Source organism: Pseudomonas putida (genome assembly GCF_002906855.1).
Lineage (GTDB): Bacteria > Pseudomonadota > Gammaproteobacteria > Pseudomonadales > Pseudomonadaceae > Aquipseudomonas > Aquipseudomonas putida_N.
In genome coordinates this window covers 640,705-654,424 of the sequence record NZ_MINI01000048.1, presented here as the reverse complement: position 1 = coordinate 654,424, position 13,720 = coordinate 640,705, and the positions used below count along the sequence as shown (strand labels likewise).

11 protein-coding genes and 1 pseudogene are annotated in these 13,720 nt (G+C 64.3%); 8 read left to right on the top strand and 4 right to left on the bottom strand.

Annotated elements, in window-relative coordinates; all coding sequences use genetic code 11:
* Nucleotides 1-52: 52 nt before the first annotated feature.
* Nucleotides 53-985 carry a FecR family protein gene (locus BGP85_RS25755; RefSeq protein WP_258035828.1) on the bottom strand — a complete coding sequence of 311 codons (933 nt, stop codon included), beginning with the start codon at nucleotides 983-985 and terminating at the stop codon, nucleotides 53-55.
* A gap of 181 nt (nucleotides 986-1,166) precedes the next feature.
* Here BGP85_RS25755 and BGP85_RS25750 point away from each other — a divergent pair, with 181 nt between their 5' ends.
* The 5 genes from BGP85_RS25750 to BGP85_RS25730 all read left to right on the top strand — a co-directional run bounded on the left by BGP85_RS25750 (nucleotide 1,167) and on the right by BGP85_RS25730 (nucleotide 8,265).
* On the top strand, nucleotides 1,167-2,378 hold the full coding sequence (locus BGP85_RS25750) for an MFS transporter (protein ID WP_103445734.1): 1,212 nt from the start codon (nucleotides 1,167-1,169) through the stop codon (nucleotides 2,376-2,378).
* A 437-nt stretch (nucleotides 2,379-2,815) separates the two neighbouring features.
* Nucleotides 2,816-3,976, top strand: a complete 1,161-nt coding sequence (locus tag BGP85_RS25745) for an MFS transporter (RefSeq protein ID WP_103445733.1) — start codon at nucleotides 2,816-2,818, stop codon at nucleotides 3,974-3,976.
* Between the two features lie 83 nt (nucleotides 3,977-4,059).
* Entirely contained in the window at nucleotides 4,060-4,686 is a 627-nt protein-coding gene (locus BGP85_RS25740; protein WP_103445732.1) for a DNA-3-methyladenine glycosylase family protein, read from the top strand.
* Nucleotides 4,687-4,753: 67 nt separating this feature from the next.
* Nucleotides 4,754-5,806 (top strand): bifunctional DNA-binding transcriptional regulator/O6-methylguanine-DNA methyltransferase Ada, encoded by a 1,053-nt coding sequence (gene ada / locus BGP85_RS25735; protein ID WP_103445731.1) that lies wholly within the window; start codon nucleotides 4,754-4,756, stop codon nucleotides 5,804-5,806.
* Between the two features lie 56 nt (nucleotides 5,807-5,862).
* A complete protein-coding gene (locus BGP85_RS25730) occupies nucleotides 5,863-8,265 on the top strand; it encodes a DUF3772 domain-containing protein (protein WP_103445730.1) in 2,403 nt (800 codons plus the stop codon).
* A 73-nt stretch (nucleotides 8,266-8,338) separates the two neighbouring features.
* Here the strand turns inward: BGP85_RS25730 and BGP85_RS25725 are convergent, their stop codons facing one another.
* The 3 genes from BGP85_RS25725 to BGP85_RS25715 all read right to left on the bottom strand — a co-directional run bounded on the left by BGP85_RS25725 (nucleotide 8,339) and on the right by BGP85_RS25715 (nucleotide 11,765).
* The gene (locus tag BGP85_RS25725) at nucleotides 8,339-9,769 is read right to left on the bottom strand and encodes an aldehyde dehydrogenase family protein (protein ID WP_103445729.1); all 1,431 of its coding nucleotides are present in this window, start codon (nucleotides 9,767-9,769) and stop codon (nucleotides 8,339-8,341) included.
* A 13-nt stretch (nucleotides 9,770-9,782) separates the two neighbouring features.
* Nucleotides 9,783-11,282: a purine-cytosine permease family protein gene (locus BGP85_RS25720; RefSeq protein ID WP_103445728.1), complete on the bottom strand. Its 1,500-nt coding sequence runs from the start codon at nucleotides 11,280-11,282 to the stop codon at nucleotides 9,783-9,785.
* 93 nt (nucleotides 11,283-11,375) lie between these two features.
* A complete protein-coding gene (locus BGP85_RS25715; protein ID WP_103445727.1) occupies nucleotides 11,376-11,765 on the bottom strand; it encodes a YybH family protein in 390 nt (129 codons plus the stop codon).
* A gap of 172 nt (nucleotides 11,766-11,937) precedes the next feature.
* Between BGP85_RS25715 and BGP85_RS25710 the strand changes: the two are divergent.
* The 3 genes and pseudogenes from BGP85_RS25710 to ppk2 all read left to right on the top strand — a co-directional run.
* Nucleotides 11,938-12,054, top strand: a pseudogene (locus BGP85_RS25710) (CorA family divalent cation transporter); the annotation flags it as partial.
* Nucleotides 12,055-12,182: 128 nt separating this feature from the next.
* Nucleotides 12,183-12,803: an isochorismate family cysteine hydrolase YcaC gene (gene ycaC / locus BGP85_RS25705; protein ID WP_103445726.1), complete on the top strand. Its 621-nt coding sequence runs from the start codon at nucleotides 12,183-12,185 to the stop codon at nucleotides 12,801-12,803.
* A gap of 96 nt (nucleotides 12,804-12,899) precedes the next feature.
* Nucleotides 12,900-13,718, top strand: a complete 819-nt coding sequence (gene ppk2 / locus BGP85_RS25700; RefSeq protein ID WP_103445725.1) for a polyphosphate kinase 2 — start codon at nucleotides 12,900-12,902, stop codon at nucleotides 13,716-13,718.
* Nucleotides 13,719-13,720 lie beyond the last annotated feature (2 nt).

Sequence of the window (13,720 nt, the reverse complement as noted above, 5' to 3'; positions counted from 1 at the left end):
TCATTTCAAAAAAAATTGCACGCCTTTCAAAAACTTAGCGACCGACCCGGTTTCAGCGGACGATCAGCCACTGCCCGAGTACCCCGTACAGCTGCAAATGCTGCTCGGCAGCCAGTGCCGCCAAGGTTTCGCCTGGGCGGTCGAGGTTGAAGTCGCCACTTACGCGTCGGTAGGCGGTCTGCTCATCCATCAGCCAGACCCGGCGACCCTGATAGCTGGCCAGGCGCTCAATCACCTGTCCCAAGGGCAGGTCGCTGGCGCGGAGGAGGCCGGTGCGCCAGGCATCCGCCGTCTTCGCGTCGGCTTTCTGCACCGGGTTGATCCGTGCCTCGCTGAAGGTCACTCGCTCACCCGCCGACACCATGCGCTGGTCGCCGCCCTGGATGACCATGGCCTTGCCATTGAGCACCACCAGTTCACCTTGATCGGCATGGCGCGCCACCATCAGACGGGTGCCGTACACCTGGATACGGGTATCGTCGACTTGAACTTCCATGGCGCGGCCATCGAGCACCACCTCCAGGTACACCTGGCCTTGCACCAGATGCAATTGGCGCGTGCGGCCGCGCAGGTCGACGTTCATCGCGCTGGCGCTGTCCAGGTGCAGCGTTGAACCGTCAGCCAGGCGCACGCTGCGCCGCTCACCCACATCAGTAGCCAGTTCGCTGGCCAGGCGTTGTATCAGTGGCCAGTAAAGATATGCAACAGCGCCGAGCAACAGCAGGAACAGCACGGCCAATACCTTGCCCAGGTAGCTACGGCGGACCTTGAGCAAACGCGGCCGTGGCCGGGCGGGGGGCACCTGAAGTTGCTGCCAGCACGCTTCCAGTTCGGCATAGGCGTGCGCATTACGCGGCTTCTGGCACCAACGGCCGAATGCCTGGCGTTCACCATCATCACAGCCGGGCTGGCGCAGGCGGGAAAACCACTCCAGCGCTTCCTGCTGAGGATCGGCCTGAATCTGCGTGGCGGGCATCGGGCTCATGGGGCGGTGTGCTCGCGTGAGGGCGGTTTCGCCCAACGATTACGGGGAAGGAAGGTCGAGGATGCTAAATATATTGAGAACCATTTACAAGTGCGCAATTGCGCGTTAAACAAAAAGGTAGCTATGTATCTATTTGTTTCCCGATAATCGGATCCCAAACCTGCGGACGGAATTCAAGCTCATGGCCATCAGCAGCACCCCCACCGCCAGCACCGGTTCGGCGAACCAAGCCAATCCGCTGGTGATGCGCATCATCGCCTTCTGCGCCTTGGCGCACCTGATAAACGACCTTATCCAGTCGGTGCTGCCAGCGATATACCCGATGCTCAAGGCCAACTACGACCTGAGCTTCGCCCAGATCGGCATGATCACCTTGACTTTCCAGATCACCGCCTCGCTGCTGCAACCGTGGGTCGGCTTCTTCACCGACCGCAGGCCGACGCCCAACCTGTTGCCGCTGGGCACCCTGTGCACCTTGGTGGGGATCGTCATGCTGGCCTTCGTCGGCAGCTTCCCGATGATTCTGCTGGCCTCGGCACTGGTTGGCATCGGTTCGTCGACCTTCCACCCGGAGACTTCGCGGATCGCGCGGCTGGCCTCGGGAGGCCGTTTCGGCCTGGCGCAGTCGACCTTCCAGGTTGGCGGCAACACCGGTTCTGCCTTCGGCCCGTTGCTGGCGGCGGCCATCGTGATTCCATTTGGCCAGACGCATGTGGCCTGGTTCGGCGTGGCGGCGCTGTTGTTCTTTGCCGTGACCCTGATGCTGCGCCGCTGGTACAAGGAGCACCTGAACCAGGCCAAGGCGCGCAAGGCGGTGCAAGCCACCCACGGCATCTCGCGCGGGCGGGTGATAGCGGCGCTGGTTGTGCTCGGCCTGCTGGTGTTTTCCAAGTACTTCTACATGGCCAGCTTCACCAGTTACTTCACCTTCTACCTGATCGAGAAGTTCAGCCTGTCGGTAGCCAGCTCGCAGCTGCACCTGTTCCTGTTCCTTGGCGCGGTGGCGGCGGGTACCTTCTTCGGCGGGCCGATCGGTGACCGCATCGGGCGCAAGGCGGTGATCTGGTTCTCAATCCTTGGCGTGGCGCCGTTCACCCTGGCGCTGCCATATGCCGACCTGTTCTGGACCACGGTGCTCAGTGTGGTGATCGGTTTCATCCTGGCCTCGGCGTTCTCTGCGATCGTGGTGTATGCCCAGGAGCTGGTGCCGGGCAGTGTGGGCATGATTGCCGGGGTGTTCTTCGGGTTGATGTTCGGCTTTGGCGGCATTGGTGCGGCGCTGCTGGGGTACCTGGCTGATTTGCGCGGGATCGAGTATGTGTATGGATTGTGCTCGTTCCTGCCGCTGTTTGGCTTGTTGGCGGTGTTTCTGCCAAATACCGGTAAGCGCTGATACCGCTGGGGGCTGCTTCACAGCCCATTCGCAAGACAAGCCCGCCCCTACAGGTATTGCACATCGTTGGGTTACGCGGTCTTCTGTAGGAGCGGGCTTGTTCCGCGAATGGGCCTCGCAGAGGCCCCAGCGGCAATTGACGACTTGGTCAGGCTTGGCCTAGAGTGCCGCCTCTGTTTTCGACACCTGCGTAGTAGCCACAGCAATGCGCCGTATCCAATCCCTCCCACACGCCCGCCAGCCTGCCCTCCAGGCCATGCGTCGTGCGTGGCCGAGCGATACGGTGCTCAAGCGTCGCCGCAGCGTGCTATTCGCCTTCACCTTCTCGCCACACCAAGCCCTGAACTGACACCCCGCGCCTTTGCGTCGCCCGCCTTTCCGGCGAGCGAGTGGGCGCCTGTATCTGCGCGTCTTTTCAGTTTTGCTTGGAGTGGTACATGAACATGCGTTTGCTGGCGGGCCTTCTGTTCGCCGTATCGGTGGTGGGCTTCAGCCTGGGGGCCAGCCTGCCGCTGGTGTCGTTGCGCTTGCACGAGGCCGGTGCCGGCACCCTGGAAATCGGTGTCATCTCGGCCATCCCGGCCGCGGGCATGATGCTCTCGGCGTTCATGGTCGACGCCTGCTGCCGGCACCTGACCCGGCGCACCATCTACCTGCTGTGCTTCAGCCTGTGCACCGTGAGCATCGCCTTGCTCGATTCGGCGTTCGATACGCTGTGGCTGCTGGCCGTGCTGCGCCTGGGCCTGGGCATCGGCATGGGTATCGCGATCATCCTCGGCGAGTCCTGGGTCAACGAGCTGTGCCCGGACCACAACCGCGGCAAGATCATGGCCCTGTACGCCACCAGCTTCACCGGCTTCCAGGTGCTTGGGCCGGCGCTGATCGCGATGATGGGTGCCGACAGCCCGTGGATCATCGGCGTGGTCACCATCGGTTATGGCCTGGCCCTGCTGTGCATCCTCCTGACCGTGCCCAACGACCATGTCGAGCATGGCGAAGAAAGCGAGAAAAGCTTCGGCCTGGCGGGCTTCTTCCGTGTGGCGCCGGCGCTATGCGTGGCGGTGCTGTTCTTCTCGTTCTTCGATGCCGTGGTGCTGTCGCTGCTGCCGGTGTATGCCAGCAGCCATGGTTTTGCCGTGGCCGTGGCGGCGCTGATGGTGACCGTGGTGTTTGCCGGCGACATGGTGTTCCAGCTGCCGTTGGGCTGGCTGGCTGACCGCGTCGAGCGCACCGGGCTGCACCTGGTGTGCGGGCTGGTGGCAATGGCCATCGGCATCGCCCTGCCATGGCTGCTGCAGGTGACCTGGCTGCTGTGGCCGATGCTGGTGCTGCTGGGCGCAGTGGCGGGCGGCATCTACACCCTGGCGCTGGTGCTGATCGGGCAGCGCTTCAAGGGGCAGGACCTGGTCACGGCGAACGCCAGCGTGGGCCTGCTTTGGGGCGTCGGCAGCCTGGTCGGGCCGCTGGTGAGCGGGGCTGCGATGGATGTGGCGCCGCATGGCCTGCCGATGGCGCTGGCGCTGATGGCGGGGCTGTTCGTGTGCTTTGCCCGGCAATCGTACCGCCGGGTGGGGAAGTTGCGAGCCGTTGCCGACTGAGGAATTGGCGGCGCAAGATCCGGCGTTTGCCCGGTCAGCGGCTGGGCTAAGCTGGATCTGCCTTGAACCCACAGGAGCTATGGATGATCCTCGCCGACCTCTCGCCTGGCGCTTACCGCGAAGCCACTGAGTACCTGGCTGCGCTGGACCCGGACTGGGCGCGGCATATCGAGGTGACCGGGCCCTGTCTGCATCAGGCTACGCCCGGGCGTGAACCTTATGAAGCGTTGGTGCGGGCGATTGCCTATCAGCAACTGCATGCGCGGGCGGCGGAGGCGATCCTCGGGCGGTTGCTGGCGCTGTTCCCCGGGCAGGTGTTTCCGGCGCCAGAACAACTGCTGTCAGTCAGCCCCGAAGTCATGCGCGGGTGCGGTTTTTCGGCGAGCAAGCTGGCGACCATTCAGGGTATCGCCCAGGCAAGCCTGGAGGGCATGGTACCGAGCCGGGCGGAGGCTTTGGCCCTTGCCGATGATGTGTTGATAGAGCGCCTGGTGCCCTTGCGTGGGGTGGGCCGTTGGACCGTGGAAATGCTGTTGATCTACAGCCTGGAGCGTTCGGATATCCTGCCCGTGGACGATTTTGGCGTGCGTGAGGGGTATCGCCGGCTCAAGGGGCTGGACAAGGCACCGACGCCCGCGCAGATGCGCTCGCTCGGTGGTAGCTGGAGCCCATATCGGACGGTGGCTGCCTGGTACCTTTGGCGGGCCTGATTTTTTGCATGGGCTTGCCCGGCGAAAGGGCCGTAACAGACGAAAGAGATAGTCGAGGTAGACTGCGATGAATGCCTTCACCACTGACACCCAGCGCTGGCAAGCCGTGCAGACCCGCGACCCGTCTGCCGCCGGCCTCTTCGTCTACGCCGTGCGCACCACCGGCGTGTACTGTCATCCCGGCTGCAAATCACGCATGGCCAAGCGCGAGAACGTCGAGTTCTTCAACGATGCCAGCAGCGCCGAAGCTGCCGGCTATCGTGCCTGCCGCCGCTGCATGGCCAAACCAGACGCCAACCGTCGCTCCGATCTGGTCGCCCGCGCCTGCCGTCTGCTGGAAAGCAGCGACGCCCCGCCCAGCCTCGACCAGCTCGGCGCGCAACTGGCCGTCAGTCCTTTCCACCTGCACCGCCTGTTCAAGGCCGAAACCGGGCTCACCCCCAAGGCCTACGCCAGCGCTTTCCGTGCCCGACGCCTGCGCGAGCGGCTGGCAGACGGGCACAGCTCGGTGACCGATGCCATCTACGACGCCGGCTACAACTCCAACAGCCGCTTCTACGAAAGTGCCGACCAGCGACTGGGCATGCGCCCCCGTGAGTTTCGGTCAGGCGGCGCCGGGGCGAGCATCCACTTCGCCATTGGCCAATGTTTTCTGGGGGCGATTCTGGTGGCCCAGAGTGACAAGGGGATCTGCGCGATTCTGCTGGGCGATGATCCTGAGTTATTGCTCGAACAGCTACAGGACCAGTTCCCCAAAGCCCGGCTGATCGGCGGCGATGCCGATTATGAGCGCCTGGTCGCCGAAGTTGTCGGCTTTATCGAGGCGCCGGCTCTGGGCCTGGACCTGCCGCTGGATGTCCAGGGTACCGCCTTCCAGGAGCGTGTCTGGCAGGCCTTGCGCGAGGTACCGGTGGGCAGCCGGGTCAGCTATACCGACATCGCCGAGCGCATCGGTGCCCCCAAGGCCGTGCGTGCCGTGGCCATGGCTTGCGCGGCCAATCACATTGCCGTGGCCATCCCTTGCCACCGGGTGGTGCGCCGCGACGGCGACATCAGCGGCTATCGCTGGGGCGTGGAGCGCAAGCGGCAGCTGTTGGCGCGAGAAACGGCACTCTCCTGATTGGCGGAAGCCGCGTAGAATCCCCCGCCAAATCGATGTGTAAAGAGGAACATTCGATGAGGCGTGTCAGCCTTGCCCGATTCTACCTGGGTGTCATGGCCCTGATGCTGTCGCTGGCCACTCCGGCCTGGTCGGCACCGGCCACGCCGGTATCCAGCCTGGCGGCGGCGGAAGTACCGGTGCTGGAGGAAAATGCCAGCTACGAGCAACTGAGCGATCGGCTCGACCAGATCCGCCAGGGCGTCACCAGCAATGCCAACGACGACCTGCTGTCGCAGCTGCGCCTGTCGGCCGTGCAGGTGCAGCGCCAGGCCGAGGCGCTGAGCGCCTTGCGCACCGCCGATGTGGAAAAGCTCGACGACAAGCTCAAGGTGCTTGGCCCGGTGCAGCCGGAAGAAGCCGAAATACTGACTCGCCAGCGCCAGCAGTTGGATGCCGAAAAGAAGGCAGCGGTTGCCGAGCAGGAGCAGGCTGTCAAGCTGACCCAGTCGGCCCGCGACCTGTCCACGCAGATCGTCAACCTGCGCCGCAGCCAGTTCAACTCGCAGATCCTCAGCCGGGCGACCACGCCGCTGAGCCCGGCGTTCTGGCAGAGCCTGATCCGTCCTACGTCAGATGACGTATCGCGCCTGCGTGATCTGCGCGAGGAGGCCACCGACGCTGTCGCCAGCGCCTTCAGTGCCGAACATCGCTGGCTCTTCATCACCAGCCTGGTGGCAGCCATCCTGGTCTGGACCGTGGTCCGCGGCCTGCTCGAGCGCCTGCTGGCCAGTGTCATGGTGCACCGCCTGCCGGAGGGTCGCCTGCGCCGCAGCGCCCTGGCCTTGAGCGTGAGCCTGGCCACCCTGGGCACCATCTCCGGCTCGGTGTCGCTGCTGCGCTGGGGCCTGGAAAGCAGCTCCGAGCTGGGCTCCGATGTCGCCAGCCTGACCAATCACTTCCTCACCCTGGTGGTGTTCAGCGCCTTCATCACCGGCCTGGGCCGCGCCATGCTGATGCTGCAACGGCCATCCTGGCGCCTGCCGCCGATTCACGACGAAGTGGCCAACGCGCTGGGCTGGTTCCCCAAGCTGCTGGCCCTGGCGCTGATGGTCATGCTGACCATCGAGCGCATCAACAGCGTGATTGGCACCGGCCTGGCGCTGACCGTGGCCACCAACGGCCTGACCGCGCTGGTAGTGGCGGTGATCTTCTCGGTGGCACTGCTGCGTTATCGCCGCACCCTGCGCAAGCATGAGCTGGAGCGCCCGACAGGTTGGGTCGGGCTGATCCCGTTCGTGATCGTGGTGTGGGTCGGGCTGATCGTGCTGGCGCTGCTCGCCGGTTACCTGACCTTGGCCTACTTCCTCACCGCCAAGCTGCTGTGGATCAGTGTGGTGGCGGTGTGCGCCTACCTGCTCACCACCTTCCTCAGCGACCTGTGCGAAGCCCTGCTGTCGCCACGCCAACCTGGCGGCCTGGCGCTGGCCTCGACCCTGGGCCTGGCGCCGCGCCACCAGGCCCAGGCCAGCACCATCCTGGTCGGCATCAGCCGCACGGTGCTGCTGTTCCTGGCGATCCTGCTGGCGCTGATGCCCTCGGGCACCAGCCCCGGCGAGCTGCTGCTGAGCCTGGGTGACTGGGACGGTACCGGCGGCAAGCTGCTCGGCAACCTCAACATCGTGCCGCAGGACATCTTGCTGGCGGTGCTGATCTTCTTCGGCGGCCTGTTCGCCATCCGTGTGGTCAAGCGCTGGCTGAGCGAGCGCCTGCTCCCGGAAACCGACATGGACGCCGGCATGCGCGCCTCGCTGGTGACCCTGGTCGGTTACCTCGGCTTCCTGTTCCTGGCCATGCTGGTGATGTCGACCCTGCGCATCAACCTGACCAGCCTGACCTGGGTGGTCAGTGCGCTGTCGGTCGGTATCGGTTTCGGCTTGCAGCAGATCGTGCAGAACTTCATCTCCGGCCTGATCCTGCTCACCGAGCGCCCGGTCAAGGTGGGCGACTGGGTGAGCCTGGCCGGGGTCGAGGGGGATATCCGCCGGATCAACGTGCGCGCCACCGAAATCCAGATGTCCGACCGCTCCACGGTGATCGTGCCCAACTCGCAGTTCATCTCGCAGAACGTGCGCAACGTGACCATGGGTAATGCCTTGGGCGTGGTGGGTATCACCCTGACCTTGCCGCTGGAAACCGATGCCAACCACGTGCGCGAGCTGCTGCTGGCGGCCTATCACGAGCATGAGGCGATTCTTGATGCGCCGGCCTGTTCGGTGACCTTCAAGGACCTGACTTCAGCAGGTATGGTCATTGGTGTCAGTGGTTACGTGGCGGGGCCACGGCAGGTGTCGGGTACCCGCAGCGACTTGCTGTTCACCATTCTTGGCCGCTTGCGCGATGAAGGCATTGCCCTGTCATCGCCGCAGAGCATGGTGCTGGTGCAGGAGGGCTCGCGTCCTGCCGACGAATCGGCGTGATGCGGGGGAGGGGCGCGCAGCGCCCCTCGATCTCCCAGGCGCTAAAGATGTCACGGCGGACACCCCTCAGCCATCACCCCAAACACCGGGTCACATGCTTCACCGACTGATACCCCGACAACCCCCAAGGTCCCAGCTCACGGCCAATCCCGCTGCCCTTGGTGCCGCCCCACGAGGTCTCGACGAACACCGCCTGCACCGAGTTGATCCACACATGCCCGACCTCCAGCGCATCGGCCACGCGCTCGGCGCGCTCAAGGTCGGCGGAGCAGACCGTGGCAACCAGCCCGAAGCGGCTGTCGTTGGCCTCGGCAATCGCCTGTTCTTCCGTGGCAAAGCGACGTGCGCACAGCACCGGGCCAAAGATCTCTTCAGTCCACAGGCGGCTGTCCTTCGGCACATCGGCATACAGCGTCGGGCTCACGAACCAGCCTTCACGGTCCAGCGCCTGGCCACCGGCCAGACATTGCAGGCCCTCTTCACGCGCTGTCGCGAAGTAGCTGGCAACCTTCAGCCACTGCGCCTGGCTGGTCAGTGGCCCCATGTCGATTTCTTCGGTCAGCGGGTTACCGACCCGCAGCTTTTCCAGTGCGGCCTGCAGGCGCGGCAGCAGCGTGTCGGCAATGCCGTCCTGCACCAGCAGGCGCGAGGTGGCCGAGCACATCTGCCCGGCGTTCCAGGTGATGCCGGCGACGATCCATTCCACTGCCTGGTCCGCGTCGCAGTCGTCGAACACCATGATCGCCGACTTGCCACCCAGCTCCAGGGTCACCGGCCGGCACTGCGCCGAAGCGCTGCGCATGACCTGGCTGCCTACGCTATTGCTGCCGGTGAACGATAGTTTGTCGAGGCCGTTGTGGCTGCTCAACGCAGCGCCTGTTTCGGCCTTGCCGTTGACGATGTTCAGTACACCGGCTGGCAGGCCCAGGGTGTCGGCGATCTGGCCGTAGGTCTGCTCGATCAGTGGGGTCACTTCCGACGGCTTTAGCACCACGGTGCAACCGGCCGCCAGGGCCGGGGCGAGCTTCCAGGCGCTGGTTACCAGCGGGAAGTTCCACGGCACGATCAGGCCGACCACGCCCACCGGCTCCAGCCGCGTGCGAGCGGTGAAGCCCGCCGCAGCCAACGGTACGTCACGGTTTTTCGAGGGCAGTTGTTCGGCCAGTTCTGCGTAGTAGGCGAAGGTGGCAACCGCATCATCCAGGTCGATCTCGGCCTCGTGGCGCGGCTTGCCGTTGTTGCGCATCTGCAGCGTGATGAGTGCTTCGCGGCGCTGGCCGAGCTGTTCGGCAAAGCCGCGCAGGAAGGCCGCGCGCGTGCTGGCGCTGACCTTTTTCCAGGTAGGCAGGGCGTCACGGGCGGCGGCCACGGCCTGGTCGACCTGGGCCACGCTGGCGGCCATCAGTTCGGCGAAGGGCAGGCCCAACGCAGGCTCGCTGACGCTGATGCAGTCGCTGCCCTGGCCTTCGACCCAGCGGCCGGCAATATAGTGGGAAGTGGTCATGGTCGGTATCCAGTCAGGCCATTTCGGCGGTGTTCACCGGCGTGCGCTGGGTGCTTTTGCAGCGCACCCAGCGCGGGCCATTCGGGCCATACACGCCAGCAGGTTCAGGGAACAGGTTGAGCAGCAGCAGATACAGCACGCCGGCCAGGCCCAGGGTCACCGGCAGGCTCAGGTCGATGCCACCGGCCAGGTCACCCAGCGGGCCGACGAACTGCCCTGGCAGGTTGACGAAGCACAGGCCGACCATCGCGCTGGGGATCCACGCGCCCATGCCGCGCCAGTTCCAGCCATGCAGGAACCAGTAGTGGCCGCCACGCTGGCCGCGGGTGAACACCTGCAGGTCGTCAGCGTGGTAGAAGCCGCGGCGGGTGATCAGGCCAAGAATCATGATCACCATCCATGGGCTGGTGCAGGTGATGATCAGCACGGCGAAGGTCGACACGCTCTGCACCAGGTTGAAGGTGAAGCGGCCGATGAAAATGAAGCCGATTGCCAGCACGCCGATCAGCAAGGTGGCGCCAGCGCGGCTGAGCAGGCGCGGGAACACGCTGGACATGTCCAGGCCGGTGCCATACAGCGCGGTGGTGCCGGTGGACATGCCGCCGATCACCGCAATCAGGCATACCGGCAGGAAAAACCAGCTCGGTGCTACGGCCAGCAGGCCGCCGACGTAGTTGTTGGCGGCAATATAGTCAGGCGCCTGGGTGGCCACCAGGGTGGCGGTGCACAGGCCGAACAGGAACGGGATCAGCGTGGCGACCTGGGCGGCGATCACCGCCAGCATGATGCGCGACTTCGGCGTTTGCCGCGGGATATAGCGCGACCAGTCGCCGAGGAAGGCGCCGAACGACACCGGGTTGCTCATGGCCAGGATCGCCGCGCCGACGAAGGCTGCCCAGAAGCCCGGCTGGCTGAGGTTGACGCTACCGGCAAAGCCGGCGTCGAACGGCCCGGCAAAGGCGAAGATACCCAGCAGGAACAGCAGGCTCGAAGCCCACACGGCGATCTTGTTGACCCACAGCATGAAGCGGAAGCCGAAGATGCACACCACCAGCACCAGTACCGCGAACAGGCCGTAGGCCAGGCCCAGGGTCAGGTCGGTTTCCGGCAGTCCGGCCAGGCGCTTGGCGCCGCCGACCAGGGCATCACCCGAGCTCCACACCGACAGCGAGAAGAATGCCACGGCGGTGAGCAGCGACAGGAACGAGCCGACGATACGCCCGTGCACGCCAAAGTGCGCGCCCGACGATACAGCGTTGTTGGTGCCGTTGAGTGCTCCGAACAGGCCCATCGGTGCCAGGATCAGCGCGCCCACGCCGACGCCGAGCAGGATCGCCCAGACCCCGGCCTGGAACGACAGCCCGAACAGCACCGGGAAGCTGCCCAGCACGGCAGTGGCGAAGGTGTTGGCACCGCCGAAGATCAGGCGGAACAGGTCCAGCGGGGAGGCGTCGCGTTGATCGTCGGGGATCTGTTCGACGCCATTGGTCTCGATACCGGTCGAGTTGCTCATGGTGATGCTCCAGCGCGTTGTTATAGGCCCGTCGCGGTGCGCGGGCTCTCTTGTGGGTGCGATGGCAGTGCGGCAAGGCCGCGTAAGTTCGGATCAGGCTGCGGTGACGACCGACAGGTGCTCGTGGCACGCCAGCCATTGCTCGCCATGGCGGCGGAAGATGATGGTCTCGCGCTCGGCCAGTGGGTGCTCCTCACCGGCAGTGCGGATGTGCGTGGCCACGTCGTGCATGAAGATCGCCACGTCGCCCTGCAGGCTCACCTGCACGTTGCTCGATTCACAGCCAAGCACGGCAAAACCCTCGGCCTGCCATTGGGCCCAGAGGTCTTCATAGGCACGGCGCGACAGCAGCGGTTGCGCCAAGGTGTGGAAGAGGAAGGTGGCGTCGTCGCTGAAGCAGGCGAAGTAGCGGGCGGTGTCGTTGCTGGCAAAGGCGGCGACGAGCTCAGCGGCAGCTTGCCGTACCTGGAGTGTCTGGTCCACGGGAGTGGCCTCACGGTTATTGTGATTGTGGTGAAGCGATTCTGGTGGGGGCGGGCGAGGGGAAAAATCGCTGGAGGGAAATAATTAGTTCAGGAATTTGTGAAGTGATGTCTATCGATCAAGTAACCGATCAAGTAATGCCGTCATCGAACTGCAATCTGGAGCGCGCACCATCATCGCCGGTTTCCTCGGCATGAACGTCGGCCGCGTGCCGCTCTCGGACGACCCGAACGGCTTCTGGCTGCTGGTGGCACTGGTGGCGACCTTTACTTTCCTGGCGGGCCGCTGAGCTTTCAGTAAGCGTCGGGAGTATTGAAGCTGTACCGGCCCCCTCAAGCGAACCGACTGACGGTCCCTTGCCCCCCACATTCTTGCCTACGCTGATAGTCCCAACCTGTCAGAGCAAGGAGTTGCGCCATGGCCTTCCAATACAAGCGTCTGGACAAGAACAACGCCGCCGTCCTGCTGGTCGATCACCAGGCAGGCCTGCTTTCACTGGTGCGCGACATCGACCCCGACCGCTTCAAGAACAACGTGCTGGCCCTTGCCGACCTGGCCAAGTACTTCAAGCTGCCGACCATCCTCACTACCAGCTTCGAAACCGGCCCCAACGGCCCGCTGGTGCCCGAACTCAAGCAACAGTTCCCCGACGCCCCTTATATCGCCCGCCCCGGCAACATCAATGCCTGGGACAACGAAGACTTCGTCAAGGCCGTGAAAGCCACCGGCAAGAAGCAGCTGCTGATCGCCGGGGTGGTCACCGAAGTCTGCGTAGCCTTCCCGGCTTTGTCGGCGTTGGAGGAGGGCTTCGAGGTGTTCGTGGTCACCGACGCCTCTGGCACGTTCAACGAACTGACCCGTGATTCGGCCTGGCGGCGCATGGAGGCAGCCGGTGCCCAGCTGATGACCTGGTTCGGCGTGGCCTGCGAGTTGCACCGTGATTGGCGCAACGATATCGAAGGCCTGGGCACCCTGTTCGCCAACCATATCCCGGATTATCGCAACCTGATGACCAGCTACAACAAGCTGGCTAAATAAGGGCTGCCGGGGCGCGGCAATTTGCCTTAACAAGCGAAACGGCAAAATGTCATGAATCGACCATACTGACTCTTCATTCGCCCTCGGGAGAGCGCCATGGCCAAGCCGTCCAAGAAGAAAGATGTGAAACAGCAGATAGAGAAACTGGGCGGCAAAGCCTACGAGCAGGAACTCAAGAAACTGCACGTGGAGCTCGTTAAATTACAGGAGTGGGTGGTGGCCAAGGGCCTTAAGGTATGTGTCGTTTTCGAGGGCCGTGATGGTGCCGGCAAGGGGGGCACCATCAAGGCCATCACCGAGCGGGTCAGCCCGCGGGTGTTCCGCGTGGTGGCGCTGCCAGCACCCACCGAGCGGGAAAAGACCCAGATGTACGTACAACGCTACCTGCGCCATCTGCCTGCCGCCGGCGAGGTCGTGATCTTCGACCGTAGCTGGTACAACCGCGCCGGCGTCGAACGGGTGATGGGATTCTGCAGTGAAGAGCAGAGCGCCAAGTTCCTCTCCGTGGTGCCGCTGTTCGAGAAGATGATGATCGAGTCGGGGATCATTCTCATCAAGTACTGGCTCGAAGTCAGCGCAGAAGAGCAGACCCGCCGCCTGCAGGACCGCATCAGCGACGGGCGCAAGTTGTGGAAGCTGTCACCCATGGACCTCAAGTCGTACACCCGCTGGGACGACTACACCCGGGCCCGTGACGAAATGTTCGCGGCCTCCGATTCGTCCTGGGCGCCGTGGTTCATGGCGCACTCCAACGACAAGCGGCGCGCCCGGCTGAACATCATCAGCCACATGCTGACGCGCATTCCCTACAAGGACCTCACCCGCGATGAGGTGGTGAAGCTGCCCAAGCGCGGCAAGATCGGCAAATACAAGGCCGTGCCCTATCCCTTCAAAGTGGTCGAAGAACATTTCTGATC